This is a genomic window from Litorimonas taeanensis, assembly GCF_003634015.1.
GTDB classification, from domain to species: Bacteria; Pseudomonadota; Alphaproteobacteria; order Caulobacterales; family Maricaulaceae; genus Litorimonas; species Litorimonas taeanensis.
On sequence record NZ_RBII01000002.1, the window covers coordinates 280,562 to 300,242 of the forward strand.

Below are 19,681 nucleotides of genomic sequence, written 5' to 3' on the forward strand. Positions count from 1 at the left end.
CCTTACTGCGCTATGATGTCGTTTGCAAAATGCTGATATAATCTCCGCTCAGTCTTACCGCAGTTAACGGACCATTTTTATGAGCGCCAGTATCAATGCCTATACGGTTTGATAAAATTTCAGGTTCCGCTGAAACCGTGTGACCATGCACCACAACATAGGGGTGAGGCTTCTCATAAGACAGAAACTTTTCTCTTATCCATCGCATATCTTTTGATGTTTGCTTTTTAAGTGGAATTTTTGGCCGTATGCCGGCATGCACACAAAGATATTTGCCTGTGATATGATAATTCTCAAAACGAGAAATAAATTTGTGATGTTCTTCGGGGACGCGGATTTGTATTTCGGCTAAAAGGTTCTCAGGATCAGAGTGAATACGGCTTAAATTAATCATGCCATAACTTCGAACGCACTCTCTTCCCCCAAATTCGAACCAAGCGGCCAGAGAGCGTTGACTACCTTCTAAAACTTTCAAAAAGACTTCTTCGTGATTTCCCATCAAAAAGACAACGTCGGCAAATTCTGGATTATACGTCGATAAAAACTCAATAATCTCTGCCGATTTCGGCCCTCTATCAATCAAGTCACCTAAGAAAATAATCTTTTTCTTCATATCAGGAAATTTCGTACAATCTGCTTCGATAAGCCCCAATAGTTCTATAAGTTTATCATAGCATCCATGGACATCCCCTATCGCGTAAGCAATCTCAGGCTCCCCGCTCTCAGAGACGCCTTCTATAGCGTCCATTTCATTTGGCAGCGTGGCCTCAGCCTTTGGAGTTGGCTTCTTTTTTGATTTAAAACTCGGAATTTTAAACATGCAAACTTTCGTAACCACTTAATGCGAAGTCATTTCTTCACAGACCATGAGGCTCTAGGCCACATGCCCTCTCTTATCTAAAGATAATTAGGCCTCAAAAAAGCCTTAATGAGCCTTAATAATAAGGGGCCTATGTTACAACGCAGGAATGCATATTGTGTGTGTTTTTACTATCATTTTTCGAAAACCTTGGCCCGTAGCTATCACATCGCCAGTAATCCACAATCAGGCTCGGAATGCATTTTTAGAGCAAGTTACATAAGGACACGCAATATTGGTTTTAAGACTGTACGAACTCCTAAATTTTGCTTGAATTCACAACCTTAGGCCCATATCACCACAAAGACGAAAGACAGCTAAAATTGTATAAGTCACAGCTTAAGGCATTCGCCTCATAAACCATAAACCTCTCGAACTGGGGATAGTAAATTTAGACATATCCGACCATTAACAGGGTGAGTCTTTTTTCGCTACAATTCCATATGACAAACACGTCCAATTTTTCTGAGTTTCAAGATCAAAACCCCCTCGAAAGTAATGGGTTTGATTTCTGGGCCTTATTTAGAATTTTACAAAAATGGTTTTGGCTTGTCCTACTCATCATAACAATTGTTATGTCGCTGGCAGTTCTAAAACTCGTCAGAACAACGCCGATTTATCGGGCTTCCGCTGTATTAGAGGTCAAACAAGAAGAACGAAATATTATCGAGGTTTCTGAGGTCGAAAACATCATTGCGGATAAAGAGTTTTTATCAACACAAGTTGAGCTATTAAAAAGTGACAGCTTAGTGAGAGATGTTGTCGAAGCCTTGAATTTGGTTTCAGACACAAACTTTTACGACCCCACAGATGAAGACTGGCTGAACCTGCCGCGCGAAGAACGTATTCGCAGCGTTATCGCTGAAGTCAAAAACAAAATCACAGTCACACCTATTGGTCGGAGCCGCCTAATCAATGTGAGTTTTGAACATTCAAGCCCGCGCCAAGCGGCCTTCATTGCGAATACGCTAACTGAGACATTCATCAACAACACACTGGCCAGAAAATTCAATGCGACAGCCTATGCCCGCGACTTTCTGGAGAACCGCCTCCAGACGGTGAAAGCCTCGCTTGAAGAAGCTGAAGAAGAACTTGTTCAATATGCTTCAGATAACAATCTTTTAGTTTTAAATAATGAGGACGGCAGAGAAGTCACAAGTTCACTCGATGCGTCCTCTCTTATTCAGCTCGATGCTGAACTGACAACAGCTATTACGGAACGCGTAGCAGCGGAAATCGCCTATAAACAAGTCGAGGAAGGTCGTTTCTTAACGGAAATCATGAAAGACCAGACAATTTCGCAGCTTAAATCCGCCCGTGTTGAGCTTAATTCTGAGTACATTGAGAAACTGGCTGTCTACAAACCAGACTTTCCTGAAATGCTAGAGCTTAAATCTCGGATAGATCTTTTTGACAAAACGATTGAGGAAGAAACGCAAGCCATCGTTGGTGGTCGTAAAGACGAGTTACAAGCCGCTTATGACCTCGCGCTAGCGAAGGAAAGAGATCTAACACAACGCGTGGCTAACCTTAAATCATCAGTCATCGACATCCGTGAAAAGAGCATTAATTACACCATTCTGAAACGGCAAGTGGATACAGAGCGAACACAATATGATGCATTATTGCAACGACTGAAAGAAGTCAGCGTATCAGACAATATTGGTTCAAACTTGGTTCAAATTGTTGATGCAGCTACGCCGCCTCAACTCCCATTTTCACCTCAAAAAGCCCGTACGCTTATTCTTGCTTTCCTATTGAGCAGCCTCTTAGGCGGCGGACTCGTTTACTTAATTGAAATCATTGATGATCGGGTCAAAGGCCCCGATGATGTTAAAAACAAGGTGAAGCAGATTATCATGGGCGTGATTCCAGCCGTTGAAGTCGAAGATGATATTTTTGACAGCCTACAGGATCCGCAATCTGCAATTTCAGAAGCCTATGCTTCATTGCGGACGAACCTACAATTCTCTGGCCCGAATGGCGGCCCGAAGGTTATTCAAATGACCAGTACGCGAAGTGGTGAAGGTAAATCCGTTTCCTCTCTCAGCCTTGCCATGAAGTTTGCGGGGCTTGGTAAACGGGTCCTGCTGATTGACGCTGATATGAGATTGCCCACTTTCCTAAAAGGGAAAGGCCAAACAGTGGGTTTATCTGGTATTCTTACCTCTGATGTAAATTTTGCAGACCAGATTCAGCAAAGTAATTTTGAAAATTTAGATTTGCTACCAAGTGGCCATAGTGTGCCCAATCCGTCTGAAATTTTATCGACGGGACGCTTAGATGAACTTATCGAATATGCGCGCCAAAACTACACACATGTTTTGGTCGACTCTCCGCCTGTGTTAGGCCTAGCGGATGCGCCAACACTTGGGGCAAAAGTCGACGCCACACTCTTGATCGTTGAATCAAGAAAAATCCGTACACCAAATGTGAAAGCCTCTATTGAGCGATTGCAAGCGAGTGGCACCCGTTTATTGGGTGTCGTCTTAACAAAGTACAAGACAGGTTCTAATGGATATGGTGATTATTATAAATACAGTTACGGAACCAGTGCGAGCACGTATGGCCAGAATTCCAAGAAAGACGCGACCCCAGGTAAGTCAAAACGTAAATTCAAAATTGCCTAAGGTTCATTAAATGACCCGGCTTCTTACGAATGTTGCGATTTGGATAACGGCATTTTTCGCTTTTGCTTTTGTGTATTCAGTTTGCGCTGTCCGTATGGATGGCGCAACGGTCGACACAAAAACCTTAATATTCACGCCGAAAAACTCCACTAACCTTATTGCTGAAAACCTTGAAATCATCTCCAAGGCTGACGCAACAAAAGTCAAGACAATTCGAGAAAATGCAAAAGTGTTGCTGAAGCAAACGCCTTTAAACGATCATGCCCTATTACATCTCGCTGTTGCTGACCTTATGGAAAATGGGACAAATACCAATGGTGAAATCCTCCTAGAAGCAAAATCTCGAAACCCTCGTAACAGAGGCACGCTTCGCATGTTAATGTATTACCACCTCAATAAAGGCGATGTTACGAACACAATTAATGAGTTGTCATTACTTCAGCGTCTGGATGACCGTAACTCGGAAGAATACGACAACATTATGCGCAGCATTAATGCGCTGCCGGGTGGCCAAGAAAAAATCACAGCCCTCTTAAGTACCGCGCCGAGTTGGGGATATGGCTACCTTCAAAGCACCATCAACGAAAGCAATGCACAGACCATTCAATCTTTTGGACACTCTATAATAGAGTTCTCGACCAAGACTGAAGATAGAAAATCAGCCCTTTTGCTAATGCAAAGCTATTTGGCCAAATTGATTGAGTTTGGCTTTATTGAAGAAGCGTATGCTGAATGGGCCAAGGCCTTCTCTGTTGGTCCCGACTATTTTGAAAATGGAAACATAGCCTTTAACCCTAAGCTTGAAGACTTAAGGGCGACAATTCCATTTAACTGGCAACATGCGAGAAACAATCATGTGACTGTTAGTTTAGAAAGAAATAGCGGCATGTTTTTGTCTTATGACGGCAAAAAGCCTCAAATTGGCTTGCGCCAATTCCTACCATTAAACGCTCAGTCTCGAAATGGGCTTAAATTAAGTGTTGAAGCTGACCTACATGCATCAAGTAAACAAGGTTCATTTGAATGGCGTGCCTATTGTTACAAAGAGCCTCAAATTCTTTTTAAGGCTAAGATAGGCAAGACGTCTACGCTTTCAGAAAGTTTGGCGACGTTTGCTGTTCCAGAAGATTGTGCGTTTTTAGATCTCCAACTCTGGGGAATTCCTGGCATTTATCCAAGCCGCGTCTCTTTAACGCTTAAAGAAGTTCAGTTGACGCCCTTATCATCAAGTTATGAGAACTAAGCTATGAGGCTTCGCCGATTTAACTCCTCTATCCGAACATTGGCTAGCTATAGGTTAGGCTTATTTCTGGCCCTGTGTTTTATACTAGGCGGCACGAGCCAAGATGTCATTGCCGTGAAGATACCACTTTATTTTATATCCATTGCCTTAATTGCGGATGTAATGACCTCAAAAAAACGTCTTCCATATAAAGGCTTAATCGCGGCTCCAATTGTAATCGGTGGTTTGCTCTTATTGCTTCACCTTGTCTATTTAATCCCTCTACCTCCTGGATTATGGTCAGGTCTTGAGGGGCGGGACATTGTTGAACGGGGTTTTAATTCTGCACAGATTGCCCTCCCTTTCCTGCCTTTATCTCTAACACCAGAGAAAACGTTATACGCAATATTTGATTTCCTCCCTGTCATAGCAGTGTTTTTCATTGCCGTTTTGGCTCCCCGGCAAAATGAAATTGAAAATGCCTTAAAAGTCATCATTGGCTTTGCCATTGTGGCCGTGTTTTTAGGGCTTTTCCAAGTTCTTGGAGGCTCAAAAGCGCTGTACCTTTATGACATTTCAAATTTTGGATATCCTGTCGGCTTTTTCTCTAATGCGAACCACCAAGCCTCGTTCTTAGCGATGATACTGCCCATAACTTTGTATTTCGCTCTGAATAAATTACGCACCGATAAAAATGGAAGCGCAATATCTCAAGAACAAAGCCTCATTTGTCTAATCGCCTCTGTTCTTATCGCATTAGGCATTATAATTGCAGGCTCTCTAATGGGCTATATTCTGCTCGCTCTTGTTATATTTTTTACACTGTTGAATTTACGCGCCAAAGCACGAATAACATTTATTGGCTTAGCGGTTTTTGGTGTTATTTTATCCGCAGTGATTATAGATAGCTATTTCTTCGGCAATCAAATCGAGAGTTTATTATCGCGCTTCACAGTTGAATCCAGCCTCTCTCGCCCCGCTATGTATGCCACCACATGGGAAGCGACAAAAGACTTTGGATTCTGGGGAACAGGTCCGGGTTCATTTTATAACATCTATGTTATGAAAGAAAATCAAACCGCTTTATCAACCTTCTATGCTCCGCAAGCCCATAATGACTATCTACAAACCTATCTAGAGTTTGGTCTCTTAGGCGTTATCGTCATTCTTGCTTTTTTAGCATATTATGGCGCCGCAATTTTTACGTACATTAAAAACTTTTCTCATTCAGAGCGTTGGACAGGCGTTTTGTTAATCGGTATTTTGTGTCCTGTTTTGCATAGTTCTATTGACTATCCATTACGCACAATCGCCGTCGCTGTTTTGCTCACTTTTTACCTGTCTCTTATGGTAACGAAAGACGCGTAATATAAAGACGCGTAATAGATTGGCGCTGTATGTTTTCGCTGTCTTGTTAAGGCAGCGCACCTCACAGCTGGCCATTAGTGAATCGAACCTTGTATCAATCTTTGTAATAATACTACGGTAGAATAACGGTCTTATTACCATTAATAAATGCCCTGTGCTCTGCGTGTAGTTTTACGGCTCGAGCTAACGTTTGTGCTTCAACATCACGGCCTATAGCAATCAATTCACTAGGCATCATCGTATGGTCCACACGTTGGACGCTTTGTTCGATAATCGGGCCTTCATCCAACTCTGACGTCACATAATGGGCTGTCGCTCCAATCAGCTTAACCCCGCGCTCATAGGCCCTGTGATAGGGCTTGGCCCCCTTAAAACTTGGTAAGAACGAATGATGTATATTAATAATACGTCCAGAGTAAGTCGCACAAAGATCATCAGAAAGTATTTGCATATAGCGCGCAAGAATAATTAATTCCGTCTCAGTGCTTTCTACGATTTCACTAAGTTTACGTTCAGCGTCCTCTTTCGTGTTTTTTGTAATCGGTATGTGATGAAAGGGAATTTGAGCATGATCCGCATGATGCGAAGCATCTTCATGATTTGAAATGATAGCCTTGATCTCAATGGGTAGAGCCCCAGATTGGGTTTTGTATAAAATATCCGCTAAACAATGATCGAACTTAGAGACCATCACGGTCACCTTCATTTTGACCATTTCTTCGATGATATTTACATTAAGTTCAAGCGCCCTTGAGATTTTATCAATATCACCTTTAAAGGCCTCAATATTTTGGTCAGGCATTTTAAACTCAATACGAGAATAAAAACGCTCCGATGTTGGTGTTCCGAACTGCGCCAGCTCAGTGATGAAACCATCATGAGCCGCCAAACATGTTGTGAGCGACGACACAATACCGATGCGGTCTTCGCTTTGGGTCGTCATGATATATTTTGTCATGTCGAAAACTACCTATTGCTGAGGAAAAGGTACAGATTGAAACTGTGTAAAATAATCAAGCTTCGTGAATATAAGAGAGTAAATCCCGATTCACTTTGTTTACATCAAATGTGCGCTCGGCAAATTCGCGCCCTGCCCGGCCCATTTCTTGCCAAGCCTCTCGCTTTTCAATCATCGTCATCATGCCTTCAGACAGAGCTACGGCATCCTTCACAGGTACTAAGAGACCTGTTTCGCCTTCAATAACTGTATCTCGGCATCCAGGTACATCGGTGGTAATGACAGGACGGCCCGTAGACATCGCCTCGATAACGGTTCTTGGTAAACCTTCATGGTAAGAAGGTAGAACATAAATTTGGCACCCCTGAAGATGAGGGCGGACGTCAGCGGCTTCCCCTAAATACTCAATCACACCCTCTTTATCTAATTGCGTAACAGTCTCTATAGGGAATGCGTTTGGCGAAGGGTCACCTGGCCCCACCAGCAAGAATCGGGCTTGGGGATAACGCGCTTTAACAATCTTAGCGGCTTCAATATATTCTGATATGCCTTTGTCATATAAAAGGCGGGCGATTAGCAAAAACTTCGTTTCATTCGTGTCAATTGGAGTTTCTACATATCGCTCAATATTGACACCAGAACCACTCACTTGAACGGCTTTCGAAGGTTTCACCAGCCCACGACTTTCAAAAACCTGACGGTTATCAGAGTTTTGGAAAATGACTTTGCTCGCTCCCATCAAGGAGAGCTTATAAAGTTGGCTAACCACTCCTCGTAAGATGGATTTTAAAAATCCACTTTTCTGGAAGGTAAACCCTAGACCCGTGATAAGGGCTAGAAATTTAGGGCGTCCCGCAAAACGTGTGGCAAGTCCGCCCCATATCACAGGCTTAATCGTATAACTAAACACGACATCAGGTTTTATGTCGGCAAGAGCGCGGCGTAAGGCAAAAAAGGTTTGCAAGTCAGACTTCACTGACAGACCATTACGCTGAATGGGATAATCTCGATAGCTTACCCCTAAGGCCTCAACGGCGGCGCGGTCTTCCTCTGATGCCCCCCCCGCCATGGCGGTAACAGTCCATCCATCCGCCATGAGGGCCCTCAGAAAGTCCCCTCTGAAATTTATCAATGAACTCGGCAGACCACCAATAACGACGATTGATTTCTTTGTAGACATGAAACTACCTAGTTTTTTGCGCATCAAGCTTTTTGAGGAACTCTGAAGTCACTGCGGAGAAAGCCCGATAGTCAAAGATAGGATTATCATGGCAAAATTTCTTCATTCTTTCGTGTTCAGTTTTTGGCTGCGATAAAATTGTTTTCATTTTTTCAACTTGCCCATTCAAGTCACCTAATGGGAGAGCATAATGATTATTTCCTTCATCAACAAACTCAGAGACGCTACTGTAAATATTTGAAATTACGGGCGTACCAAAGGTCATGGATTCAGAAAATTTGCTCGGAAATCCAGCCTCAATCGTACGATTTAAATGACGGATGAATATTGAGAAATTTGCGCTCTGAAGCATGTCAATGACTGTACTATGCGGTTGTCGGCCGTGAAAAATTACGCGGTCACCTAACGCCTCCAGTTTACTTTTAAACTCAGGGAACGCCAATAGAAAATTGTCTTTTGTCAAACCAATCAAGTCTAATTGAAAATTGTTATGGGTTGGCAATAGGTGGCTGAAGATATCAATGACTGTATCTGTGCGATCTTTCACATTCGACCGGTCCGCGTTCAATAAATTTAACACAAAAGGACTACCCGCATACAGAAACTTCACAGGAGTATTGTCTGGTAGCCCTTTGATAAGGGTGGGTCTTTCAACGCGGCTGTCTAAATCATAAAGGGTTGGGAGAACCACAGTCGTCTTGCAACTCGCTTTATAATACTCTTCTAAATATGGGCTGGTTAAAATCAACCCATCTACCTTTTTATTAACATAGTTCATACGAAGCGCAGTATCGAAATCCTTGACTGCCGCATGAATGGATTTTTTCCCATACTGAGAATACCACTCTGTCGAATCTGCAACCAAATGAATGCTGCGACGCCGACAAAAACCTTGCAATCTTATCTGAGAGATAGCCGGATAATTATAACAAATTATGCTATGCACACGTCCTGCAAGAGGGCCATTAACCAAAGCTTTAATATTGGCCGTTGAAACAGTTTGCTTAAACCAAGCAAGCTTCCCGCTAGGATAAGGCTGTGCCCAACTGTCAAAATTGAAATATTGAGTCCGTGTGGACACTACATCCACTCCAGTTTCCAATGACTTGTCATACCCTAAAAAGGCAGGTTCATATCCTAGTGACTTAAAAATTTTTGCGTTAGCCGACACCCGATGAGCGGCTGCATTTTTATCAGGTAGTTCAAAACCACCGACATAAAGAATTACATTTTTCTCGGACATATACGTTCTTAATAAAGCTTGGTTAGATATTTAACGTCAAAACTAAACGTCAAAACCATTCCTTTTCTCAAAATTTTTAAACTTATCGCACCACTTTTGTAGCGCCTCTATATCACTGTTCTTGGAAAGGCTATGAGTTTTTAAATGAATCACTATAAATATCCTTGATATTAGTAAGTAACTTGCTAGGTGAAGCGCTAATAAGAGCTCGTGTAACGACCTCAATAAACACACCGGATGAGTGGACGGTCAAGTGTCACAAGCAATCTTAAAATCAGGTGTTGGTATAATCGCCTTAATCATTGCTGGGAAAATTCTCGGCCTATTAAAAGATGTCGTTATTTCGGCCACTTTCGGCACAGGCGCAGCGATTGACGCTTACTTCATGGCAATGAATATCAGCACAGTTTTTTTTGCCGCCTTCACAACAACAATAACACTTGTATTTCTCCCCTTATATCATGACCGATTATTAAACAGAGGTGAGAGCGAAGCCTCTATATATGCGAACAGCATTCTGAATGTTTTTGCTATAATTAGTTGCGGCTTCATGCTCGTTCTTATTACATTCGCTCCGCAGATAATGTCCGCTATTGATTTATCATCCGCAACTGAACGACGCGACATATCAATTATCGCCCTAAGACTAATGGCAACCTCTTATGTCTTTTCAACTATTACGACTTTTTTGACATCTATGCAGTTGGCTAGAAAATCTTATTTCTACCTTCATTTTGTGCCAATCATTAGTAATATGATGGTCATATTGGCCGCTCTTTTCTTTGCGAGTCAATTTGGCGTTTATGCTATTATTATTGCAGGCGTGTTGGCTTGGATTATACAAATTCCGTTCCATAGCTTCATAACCAGGAAATATTTCTCCTATCGCGCTAAAATAAATCTATCCAAGGCAGACCTCGCAAAACTAGGCCTTCTAATCGTTCCCGCTTTTTTAGGATTGCTTGCCGATCAGTTAAATGTGCTTGTCACAACGATTCTTGTAACCAGTCTCGATCTTGGCGCCATCAGCGCTTTAAATTACGCCTATAAGCTAATCTTACTTGCTAGCGGAACATTTGTGGTGGCAGTCATGACAATGATGTTCCCTCTTTTTTCTGAGCACGCGGCCAAACGCGATATGGACGCGCTCTCCAGTGCAGTGAAAAGAGGTATTCGTCTGATATGCCTCATCATGGTTCCTATCACTGCCGTCACCTTATTTTATCATCAAGATATAGTTTCAATAGTTTTCGAACGCGGCGCCTTCAGCCGAGAGGATACTTTGCTGACCTCGCCCATCTTATTTTATTTTGCGTTCGGCTTGATTTTCATGGGCCTGCGAGAAGTGCTTAACAAAGCTTTTTACGCTTTAAAACGAACAACCTTGCCACTTTACGTAAGCCTCTTTTCCGTTGGGCTAAATATACCGCTTAGCCTGTTATGGATAAAATCAATGCAAGCCAACGGCCTCGCTTTAGCGGTTTCTGTATCCATAGCTTTTTGCGTATTATGTCAATTCTTCTTCCTTCGACGCGAGATTGGCCCTGCCTTTTACAAAGGGCTTTTCCCCTTTTTCTTAAGGTTATGTTTAGCGGCTATTATCGCCATAATTATTCTTTACGGCTGCCAGACAGCCTTGCAGTCAATCCCAACTCTGTTGCGTTTTATGGTGGCGAGCGGTTTAGCCATTGGCGGGTATGGAATAGCCTTATGGATTCTTCGAATCGAGGAGTTAGACCTTATAAAAAGGCGGCTTTAAACAGGCCTAAAATGACGTTTTTTATACCAATTAAATGTTTGAAGCGAAAGACTCACCATGCTAGAGGCGGCTCATTATATGTCGGGCCTTCTATTTTAAGTCGACATACGGGCGAAAATTATCAAGATTGAGTGTGGTCAAAGAGAGAAGAAACATGGCTGAATCCCGCATTGCCATTATTGGCTTGGGCTATGTCGGCTTGCCGCTCGCTGTAGAGTTCGGCAAGACCATTCCCACCATTGGCTTCGACATCAATGCTGAACGCGTTGCGGAACTCCGTACAGGCGTAGACCATACATTAGAAGTCGAACCAGAATATCTAAGCAAAGCCGTTAAACTTTCTTATTCGACGGATACCTCGGACATTGCGGATTGTAATATTTATATTGTAACGGTCCCGACGCCCATTGATCAGTCTAAGCAGCCAGACCTTACGCCTGTTCGCCGCGCGACGGAGATGCTCGGCAAGCTAATTAGTAAAGATGACATTGTTATCTATGAATCCACAGTCTTTCCTGGCTGCACCGCCAATATCTGCGTCCCTATTCTAGAACGTTTGTCCGGCATGAAACATAATGTCGATTTCTTCACAGGCTATAGCCCGGAACGCATCAACCCCGGCGATAAAGAACATCGCGTAACAGATATTGTTAAAGTGACGAGCGGCTCTACGCCTGAAATAGCCGAGAAAGTCGATGCGCTTTACAGCAGCATTATCACAGCTGGCACTTACAAAGCTCAGAGCATTGAAGTGGCTGAGGCGGCTAAAGTTATTGAAAACACACAACGCGATTTAAATATCGCCTTGATGAACGAACTGGCTATTATCTTTAATAAGCTTGATATTGACACCCAAGATGTTCTTGATGCCGCGGCAACAAAATGGAACTTCTTACGCTTCACCCCCGGTCTTGTGGGTGGACACTGTATCGGCGTTGACCCTTATTATCTGACATACCGCGCACAAGAAGTTGGCTATCACCCAGATGTCGTTCTTGCTGGGCGCCGCATCAATGATAACATGCCTGAATATATTGCGACCCGTCTTTCAAACATGATGATGCAAAAAAGCATCCCAGTTGTCGGCAGTAACATTCTTGTTATGGGTTTAACATTCAAAGAAAACTGTCCCGATTTACGAAATTCAAAAGTTTATGAAGTCATCAAAAAACTTCAGAGCTTTAATGCTAATGTTGATATTTACGACCCTTGGGTCGAAGCTGAAGCGGCTAAAACTGTTTACAACGTAGATCTTTTGGAATCGCTTCCTCAGAAGCCTCACTATGATGCAATCTTGCTTGCCGTAGGCCATAAAGAATTTAAAGCGCTCGGCGCAGACGCCATTCGAGCCCTCGGAAAAGACCCTCATATCTTTTTCGACCTTAAAGCTATTTTTGACCGCCAAAGCAGCGATGCGAGATTATAATGAGTATTTGTGTAACAGGCTGTGCAGGCTTTATTGGTTTTTTCGTTACGAAACAGCTTCTTGCGCGCGGTGAAACTGTCGTCGGCATTGATGTTGTAAATGATTATTACGATGTAAGCCTAAAAGAAAAACGGTTAAAAGTTCTGCATGAATTAGCAGAGAGCAGTCCTGGGGCGTTTGAGTTTTTTCGCATAAATTTGGCTGATAAAGACGCTGTTAATGCATGTTTTAATGAACACCGTCCAACCCATGTAATCAATTTGGCCGCTCAGGCCGGTGTTCGCTACAGTCTAGAAAACCCACATGCTTATATTGAGTCTAACATTACAGGTTTTACAAATATCCTAGAAGCCTGCCGTTATTTTGATGTTCAACATTTGACCTATGCGTCAACATCCAGTGTTTATGGCAACCACACAAAAATGCCTTTCACTGAACATGAGAGTGTTGATCACCCCATTCAGTTTTATGCAGCCACGAAAAAAGCCAATGAGTTGATGGCGCATTCTTATAGCCATTTGTTTAAGCTTCCCACGAGTGGCCTCCGCTTCTTTACAGTTTATGGGCCTTGGGGCCGTCCTGATATGGCGCTCTTTTTGTTTACTAAAAACATTTTAGCTGGCGAGCCTATCAATGTCTTTAACCATGGGAAACACACACGTGACTTCACCTATGTCGATGACATTGTAGAAGGCGTAATTCGTGTCAGCGACTCACCCGCTCAACCAAATCCAGATTGGGATCCATCTGCGCCTGATCCGCAAAGTTCAAGTGCTCCTTACCGCATTTTCAATATTGGTAATAATGCCCCTGTCAAACTGATGACCTATGTAAAAGCCATCGAAGACGCTTTAGGTAAAAAAGCAGAGATTAACTACCTCCCCCTTCAAAAAGGCGACGTGCCTTCAACCTATGCTGATGTCAGCGAGTTGATGAAGGCTGTCGATTATAAACCCGACACTAAAGTACAGACCGGCGTAAGTAATTTTGTCCAATGGTATCGAGACTATTACAAACTCTGATTTTCATGAAATATGAGACTTGATTATGTTTAAAGATAAGACACTTTTAATTACAGGCGGAACGGGCTCTTTTGGTAACGCTGTCCTACGTCGTTTTCTTTCTAGTGATGTCGGCGAGATTCGTATCTTTTCTCGAGATGAGAAAAAGCAAGACGATATGCGTAAACACTATAACAATGAAAAACTCGTTTTTCATATTGGTGATGTCCGAGATTATGACAGCGTAGATCGTGTCATGCAGGGCGTAGATTTTGTTTTTCATGCCGCAGCTTTGAAACAAGTACCATCTTGTGAATTTTTTCCGATGGAAGCTATTCGGACCAATGAATTAGGCGCGAATAACGTGATGACAGCGGCCGCACGTAACGGCGTCGAACGCGTTGTGGTCCTTAGCACAGATAAGGCCGTTTATCCTATCAATGCCATGGGCCTCTCAAAGGCTATGATGGAAAAATTAATGGTCGCTAATGCGCGGACATATGCCAAACAAGGCACAACATTCTGCGCCACCCGCTATGGTAATGTTATGGCGTCACGTGGTTCTGTAATCCCTCTATTCCTAGACCAAATTAAATCTGGGCAGGACCTTACCATCACTGACCCTGCTATGACGCGTTATTTAATGACGCTTGATGAATCTGTAGAGCTCGTTCTCTTCGCATTCCACAATGCTCAACCTGGTGATATTTTCGTACAAAAATCGCCAGCATCAACCATTGCAGATCTAGCCCAAGCCATGATGGAAATGTTCAAAGGTTCAGGGAAAATAAAATATATCGGTACACGCCACGGCGAAAAACTCTATGAAACTTTAGTCTCTCGCGAAGAAATGGCTAAAGCCGAAGAATTCGATCGCTATTACCGTGTTCCCGCTGATAATCGTGGATTAAACTATGACCGATTCTTTAGCGATGGCGATGAAACCGTTGCCGCACATGATGACTACAACTCACACAATACAGAACGCCTCGATATTGAGGGCGTCAAGAAAACACTCATGAAGCTCGAACTCATCAGAGAGGCATTAAAATGATTAAAGTCATGACTATTGTGGGCACACGTCCAGAAATCATCAAACTAAGTCAGGTGATGAAGGAGTTGGATGCTCATACAGACCATGTCATTACACATACGGGTCAAAATTATGATTATGAACTCAATGAGATATTCTTTGAGCAACTTAACGTTAGACGTCCGGACCATTTCTTAAATGCGGTGAAAAGCCCAGTTGCAGCCACTATTGGCGATATCATCACAAAAACGGACGCCCTTCTTGAAGAAGTCAAGCCAGATGCCATCCTTGTCTATGGCGATACAAATAGCTGCCTTGCTGTCATCGCAGCAAAGAGACGGAAAGTGCCAATTTTCCACATGGAAGCTGGCAACCGTTGCTTTGATCAACGCGTTCCAGAAGAAATTAACCGCAAAATTGTTGACCACTTAAGTGACATTAATATGCCGCTAAGTGAACAGGCTCGCGACTACCTTATTGCAGAAGGCCTGCGCCCTGAAACCGTCATTAAGACTGGTTCTTCCATGAAAGAAGTCCTTGAAGTCAACATGGAAAAAATCTTGGAATCTGACATCCTTGAACGTGAAGAGCTTAAAAAACGCAACTACATTTTGATGAGTATTCACCGCGAAGAAAATGTTGATTCACCCAAAAACTTTACTGATCTTTTGGAGTCAATTGAGGCATTGACGACGACATTCAAAATGCCTGTCATTATCTCTACTCATCCCCGCACACGCATTAAACTTGAGCAAATGGGTTATGAGCAAACAAATCCACTTATTCGTTTCTCAAAGCCTTACGGCTTCCACGAATACAACAATCTGCAACTCAATGCTTTTTGCGTGATTTCAGACAGCGGAACAATTGCAGAAGAAGGCTCAATTATGAATCTTCCTGCGGTAACAATTCGTCAAGCCCATGAGCGTCCAGAGGGCATGGATGAAGGCACACTTATCATGTCAGGCCTTTCAAAAAACCGGGTGCTTGAGTCAGTTAAAGTTGTTACATCCCAGCATCGTGAAGAACGCGTAATGAAAATTGTTAGTGACTATGATGTCGACAATGTGTCAAAGAAAGTTTTACGGATAATCCTTTCTTACACAGATTATATTAACCGTACTGTATGGCATAAACCTATCTAGGAAACTGATCTAAATTATGAATTTTCGCATGCCAAGTTATATGCCACTGCGATTTTTCGCTATTTATATCGTTTTCGGCTTACTCGTCAGCTTTTCTGGCCCCATCATATTCTTGGGTTATGAAAAGGCCAAAGTTGGCGTTTATGTAAGCTTTTTCATACTGTTATTCTCACTAGGATATTGGCTCGGTATTAAGTCATTTCGATACAGGCCTCTTACAGAAGCCTATGAGACGATCACCCAATTTAAAGTCTTAAAATGGGTGAAGATTATGATTTTAATCTTCACCCTTTCTCAAATTGCCTCCCTTGGCATCGGTTTTGCCAGCGGCACCATTAGCGCCTCCTTATCAAATGTGGGGGATGCGTATATCAGTGGTTATGCAGATTACGAGCGTAATACGGGTAATTATAGTCTCACCTTCTTAATCGAAACAGCCGCTTATATACCTTACCTTGTAACGACTATTTTAGGTGTCTTATATTTTAAAAAACTTCCTACCTCGTATAAATTGATGGTCGTTTTTGCTTATGTTTCAATTATTTTCATCCATACTCTTAACAATGGCAAACAAAAACAGTTTGCCGATTTAATAATCATTCTTCTTTTACTTTACGTCATTAATGTTTCTGGGAAGCCTAAGAAAATAGCCAGAAACTTAAGCTCAACAATACTTTATGTAATTGGCGGAGCCTTTGGCATAGGAGGCTTGTTATACCTTTTAGCCAGTCGATATGAAGCCATTGGTATCCATGCGGGCAATATAAACGATAAGATTCACCCGCTCATGCAAATTGATTTTAGTAATAGTCTCTTTGCAGTTTTTGGAGAGAAAATCGGCCTGACTATAGCCCAATTATCTGGGTATCTATCCCAAGGTTATTATGGGTTATCTCTCAGCATGCGTGAATCGTTTGAGTGGACCTATTTCGTTGGGAATTCTTACTCTCTTACAGTCTTTTTGAATCGATTCTTAGGCCTACCTCTCGATTATAGAGATACCTATCCTTATCGAGCCGCATTAAATACTGGCTGGGGCGAGACAAAATGGTCAAGCGCCTTCTCATGGTATGCTGGCGATTTCACCTTTACAGGGACTTTATTTTTCTACGGGTTCATGGCGTTTTTATATAGCCGTGTTTGGATCGAGTCTGTTCGCTTTAAGAATCCAATTTCAATTGTTTTGTTCATTACCCTGTCTATCGGCTTGCTATATGTACCCGCGAACAATCAACTTATGCACACACCAGGCAGTTGTTTTGCAATTATCTTCTTCCTAGGCGCCTGGGTATTTCGACATAATTATTTTAATTTTCAAACAGATCGCCTAGTGAACCGGAAATAGAGACCAATTCCGATTCAGCACTTAAACAAAACTAGAAATTATAATGGGGATAAAGGTCTAGATTTTCATCCATTAAGGCTTTCAATCGCACCAGCATTTCCCGATATGTTGGAACCTTGTAATCAAAATCAGTTCTTGTAGAAATTAGGCTCTTATCTGCCTTGTAATCAGCATACGCATTGATTTCCAAAGGACGCTCCCAAATTTCAGCTAATAGCTTCAGGAGTTCATATTTCGAAATTTTATCTGAAGGGGCGAAATGATAAAGTCCGGTAATATTTTGCTCGATGAAATGTGGAACTGCGCGGGCGATTTCAAGCGTTGTCACACCAGACCAATAAGCTTGGCTATAACCCGTAATCGTGCCTTCTTGTTTAAAGAGCCAATCCATCAGGCCAGTACCATCTGGCTTTAATTCTGGTCCAATTTTGGATGTTCGTATTGTTAAATCATAATCATTAACGACCTCGCCAAGGGCTTTACTGCGCGCATAGTTATCATCACCATCCCTAAGTGAATCTTCAACATATTGCCCTGCCTTACCTGAAAATACACAGTCCGTACTCAGTTGTATAAGACGAAAGTCCATCTCACGGCCAAAATTAGCAAGGTGATGTGGAAGACAGCTATTTAACCAAATCCCGCTCTCAGGTTCATTTTTGCACTGCGTAATGAGGGCACCAGCTAAGTTAACGACATAGTCGGGTTTGATACGGACGAGTGTTTCGCGCAACGCTGTCAAATCCGACACATCCAATTGGTCTGTCACGAATGGACAGTCTCGGCGCGCAGCACCAAACACTTCATATCCCTTATGTTGACGCAAAGACCGAACCATCATGTGCCCAGCCATGCCACTCGCACCTAGAACTAATACTCTATGCTTTGTCATTTTATCACCTTAAATTCCAACACCATCCCCTTACAATTAAACCCAACTAAATCACATATATTTTTTTATAATTTCGGATGACGACATCACATACAACAGAGTGAAAAACGCCGCTCGATTCGTATGTCTCCCGCTCTCAAAGCCAAAGGTTGGCACTGGGAATAAGGCCTAAGTTTTGGCCCGCTGCAAGCGGTATAAGGTTCGGCATGAGAGACGGTAGCGCCAAATGATAAACCGTCCCAGGAACTGCATAAATGCGAAAAAAACTTGAGTGATAACCTAGGCTTTCTGACACATTTGATGGCTTTGATTGGGTGACTTGTACCCACTCATTATCATTCGGCACAGCTATGTTATCTTGCCCTTTGGCTTCTCCATCAAAATATATGTCCTGACCCGCGCCTATCGCAGCTGCCCCTGAAATCACACGAATGTAGTAGTTCAGTGTATATTGGGGGAACATAGGCGCAGAGACCGTGAGAAATGTGAGATAGTGATATTGTCCATTAATTTGGACTGGAGAAGCAGAACTGCCTGTTCCCGCCGTTATTTCAAGTGAGTAAAACTCTGGTCCAAAGCGCCTAGCATTTGGGCTCCGCAGTTTAGTGATTAAATCATCCATGACAGGCTGCAAATTAGCGGCGTTCCCCCCATAGGTTCCGTTATCATGGATAAACTTTTCGCCTTCTGAAAACACACTCCCATTAATTGAGTTTATATAACTAGGTATTGAGAAGCTTGTTACCCCAACAGACCGCGGTTCAGGTACGCCTGCAAACCGTCCTGAACCTTCGAGGTAATTCACCAAGGCATATGAGGGTGTGTGCGGGTAATCTGGACTCTGTGGGAAGTTGACCTCACCCGTCTTTCGATCAATTTTAATAGCTGTTTTCCAACTCTGACCATCTTCGCTCACTTTTATGGTAAAGTTATCTGAGCCCGATACGCCCAATTCTGCACATCCAGAAAAATCATTCTGAAAAATTATAGAGCCTGTATCATCCTCGGATTGCTTGTTTATAGCGAGGCGCACATTACCGCTGCCAGGCGTCACATCATCATGAGAAAACAAGGCGGCATCTGTCTTTACCGATAACCTATTTATAGTATCAGCTTGTGTATTTATGCCTATCTTATCAGTTTCAACATAAGCCGACTCAAATCGCGAGAGCCCGACCCCATCAAATATAAAGGCTTGAGACAAGGCTTTATCCCAAACAATCCAACCGGCGCGCAATACCTCAAATTGCCATTGACTATCGCGGTAAATTGCCAATTTTCCACTCTGATTCAACCAAGCTCCTTCTGGGTCTAGACCCACTACAAATTTTTCTCCCTCGATGGGCATTGCAGGCGGTAGGGATTCAGATTGGCTTGTGATTGTAATATGAAGAATGTCGTCAAGGCGTGACAAGGCCTCATTATGCGTAATGTGTTTTTGCGCCTGTGACGGCATAATAAAAGGTAAATCAAGATTAGGCGAACGGCTCATTAATTGCTCCAATAGTTTCTCCAAACTATAGCCGCTCCGTAAGAGCTGTGGATGCAATTATAGCGGCCACTGAAAACCTTAAGATTTTCAATCCATCAAATAGGATCTAAAGAGGCGCCCGCCTCAAG

Annotated in this window: 15 protein-coding genes; 9 read left to right on the top strand and 6 right to left on the bottom strand. The window is 42.7% G+C overall.

Translation table 11 applies throughout. The features are described 5' to 3' along the window. Positions 1-10 precede the first annotated feature (10 nt). Positions 11-820, bottom strand: coding sequence for a metallophosphoesterase family protein (locus DES40_RS09240; RefSeq protein ID WP_121101148.1), 810 nt, complete (start codon positions 818-820; stop codon positions 11-13). Positions 821-1,302: 482 nt separating this feature from the next. Between DES40_RS09240 and DES40_RS09245 the strand changes: the two genes are divergently transcribed. The 3 genes from DES40_RS09245 to DES40_RS09255 are packed head-to-tail and all read left to right on the top strand — an operon-like array spanning position 1,303 to position 6,079. After that, complete coding sequence (locus DES40_RS09245) at positions 1,303-3,489, top strand: GumC family protein (protein WP_121101151.1); 2,187 nt, start codon at positions 1,303-1,305, stop codon at positions 3,487-3,489. 10 nt (positions 3,490-3,499) lie between these two features. Then, the gene (locus DES40_RS09250; protein WP_121101154.1) at positions 3,500-4,732 is read left to right on the top strand and encodes a hypothetical protein; all 1,233 of its coding nucleotides are present in this window, start codon (positions 3,500-3,502) and stop codon (positions 4,730-4,732) included. Between the two features lie 3 nt (positions 4,733-4,735). Further along, a complete protein-coding gene (locus DES40_RS09255) occupies positions 4,736-6,079 on the top strand; it encodes an O-antigen ligase family protein (protein WP_121101157.1) in 1,344 nt (447 codons plus the stop codon). Between the two features lie 112 nt (positions 6,080-6,191). Here DES40_RS09255 and purU read toward each other — a convergent pair whose 3' ends face one another. The 3 genes from purU to DES40_RS09270 are packed head-to-tail and all read right to left on the bottom strand — an operon-like array spanning position 6,192 to position 9,460. Continuing rightward, complete coding sequence (purU, locus tag DES40_RS09260; RefSeq protein WP_121101159.1) at positions 6,192-7,037, bottom strand: formyltetrahydrofolate deformylase; 846 nt, start codon at positions 7,035-7,037, stop codon at positions 6,192-6,194. 55 nt (positions 7,038-7,092) lie between these two features. Next, positions 7,093-8,217 carry a glycosyltransferase family 4 protein gene (locus DES40_RS09265; RefSeq protein WP_121102897.1) on the bottom strand — a complete coding sequence of 375 codons (1,125 nt, stop codon included), beginning with the start codon at positions 8,215-8,217 and terminating at the stop codon, positions 7,093-7,095. 4 nt (positions 8,218-8,221) lie between these two features. Then, positions 8,222-9,460 (bottom strand): glycosyltransferase, encoded by a 1,239-nt coding sequence (locus DES40_RS09270; RefSeq protein WP_121101162.1) that lies wholly within the window; start codon positions 9,458-9,460, stop codon positions 8,222-8,224. 253 nt (positions 9,461-9,713) lie between these two features. Here DES40_RS09270 and murJ point away from each other — a divergent pair, with 253 nt between their 5' ends. The 6 genes from murJ (at position 9,714) to DES40_RS09300 (ending at position 17,169) form a co-directional block, all read left to right on the top strand. Next, entirely contained in the window at positions 9,714-11,219 is a 1,506-nt protein-coding gene (murJ, locus tag DES40_RS09275) for a murein biosynthesis integral membrane protein MurJ (protein ID WP_170144946.1), read from the top strand. A gap of 154 nt (positions 11,220-11,373) precedes the next feature. Then, entirely contained in the window at positions 11,374-12,645 is a 1,272-nt protein-coding gene (gene tviB, locus DES40_RS09280; RefSeq protein ID WP_121101168.1) for a Vi polysaccharide biosynthesis UDP-N-acetylglucosamine C-6 dehydrogenase TviB, read from the top strand. Continuing rightward, the gene (locus DES40_RS09285) at positions 12,645-13,667 is read left to right on the top strand and encodes an NAD-dependent epimerase (protein ID WP_121101171.1); all 1,023 of its coding nucleotides are present in this window, start codon (positions 12,645-12,647) and stop codon (positions 13,665-13,667) included. Before tviB ends, DES40_RS09285 begins: the two co-directional genes overlap by 1 nt. Before the next feature lie 25 nt (positions 13,668-13,692). Further along, complete coding sequence (locus tag DES40_RS09290; RefSeq protein WP_121101173.1) at positions 13,693-14,700, top strand: polysaccharide biosynthesis protein; 1,008 nt, start codon at positions 13,693-13,695, stop codon at positions 14,698-14,700. Further along, positions 14,697-15,824 carry a non-hydrolyzing UDP-N-acetylglucosamine 2-epimerase gene (gene wecB / locus DES40_RS09295; protein WP_121101176.1) on the top strand — a complete coding sequence of 376 codons (1,128 nt, stop codon included), beginning with the start codon at positions 14,697-14,699 and terminating at the stop codon, positions 15,822-15,824. Before DES40_RS09290 ends, wecB begins: the two co-directional genes overlap by 4 nt. Before the next feature lie 271 nt (positions 15,825-16,095). After that, entirely contained in the window at positions 16,096-17,169 is a 1,074-nt protein-coding gene (locus tag DES40_RS09300; RefSeq protein ID WP_147405887.1) for a hypothetical protein, read from the top strand. A 31-nt stretch (positions 17,170-17,200) separates the two neighbouring features. On the opposite strand, the gene DES40_RS09305 is transcribed toward DES40_RS09300, so the two are convergent. Further along, positions 17,201-18,061 carry a dTDP-4-dehydrorhamnose reductase family protein gene (locus DES40_RS09305; protein WP_121101182.1) on the bottom strand — a complete coding sequence of 287 codons (861 nt, stop codon included), beginning with the start codon at positions 18,059-18,061 and terminating at the stop codon, positions 17,201-17,203. Between the two features lie 136 nt (positions 18,062-18,197). Further along, the gene (locus tag DES40_RS09310; RefSeq protein ID WP_121101185.1) at positions 18,198-19,553 is read right to left on the bottom strand and encodes a DUF2793 domain-containing protein; all 1,356 of its coding nucleotides are present in this window, start codon (positions 19,551-19,553) and stop codon (positions 18,198-18,200) included. Positions 19,554-19,681 lie beyond the last annotated feature (128 nt).

Excerpts from the sequence above, each read along its gene's own strand:
- DES40_RS09240 (WP_121101148.1), bottom strand. The coding sequence starts at position 820 with ATGTTTAAAATTCCGAGTTTTAAATCAAAAAAGAAGCCAACTCCAAAG.
- DES40_RS09245 (WP_121101151.1), top strand. The coding sequence starts at position 1,303 with ATGACAAACACGTCCAATTTTTCTGAGTTTCAAGATCAAAACCCCCTC.
- DES40_RS09250 (WP_121101154.1), top strand. The coding sequence starts at position 3,500 with ATGACCCGGCTTCTTACGAATGTTGCGATTTGGATAACGGCATTTTTC.
- DES40_RS09255 (WP_121101157.1), top strand. The coding sequence starts at position 4,736 with ATGAGGCTTCGCCGATTTAACTCCTCTATCCGAACATTGGCTAGCTAT.
- purU (WP_121101159.1), bottom strand. The coding sequence starts at position 7,037 with ATGACAAAATATATCATGACGACCCAAAGCGAAGACCGCATCGGTATT.
- DES40_RS09265 (WP_121102897.1), bottom strand. The coding sequence starts at position 8,217 with ATGTCTACAAAGAAATCAATCGTCGTTATTGGTGGTCTGCCGAGTTCA.
- DES40_RS09270 (WP_121101162.1), bottom strand. The coding sequence starts at position 9,460 with ATGTCCGAGAAAAATGTAATTCTTTATGTCGGTGGTTTTGAACTACCT.
- tviB (WP_121101168.1), top strand. The coding sequence starts at position 11,374 with ATGGCTGAATCCCGCATTGCCATTATTGGCTTGGGCTATGTCGGCTTG.
- DES40_RS09285 (WP_121101171.1), top strand. The coding sequence starts at position 12,645 with ATGAGTATTTGTGTAACAGGCTGTGCAGGCTTTATTGGTTTTTTCGTT.
- DES40_RS09290 (WP_121101173.1), top strand. The coding sequence starts at position 13,693 with ATGTTTAAAGATAAGACACTTTTAATTACAGGCGGAACGGGCTCTTTT.
- wecB (WP_121101176.1), top strand. The coding sequence starts at position 14,697 with ATGATTAAAGTCATGACTATTGTGGGCACACGTCCAGAAATCATCAAA.
- DES40_RS09300 (WP_147405887.1), top strand. The coding sequence starts at position 16,096 with ATGATTTTAATCTTCACCCTTTCTCAAATTGCCTCCCTTGGCATCGGT.
- DES40_RS09305 (WP_121101182.1), bottom strand. The coding sequence starts at position 18,061 with ATGACAAAGCATAGAGTATTAGTTCTAGGTGCGAGTGGCATGGCTGGG.
- DES40_RS09310 (WP_121101185.1), bottom strand. The coding sequence starts at position 19,553 with ATGAGCCGTTCGCCTAATCTTGATTTACCTTTTATTATGCCGTCACAG.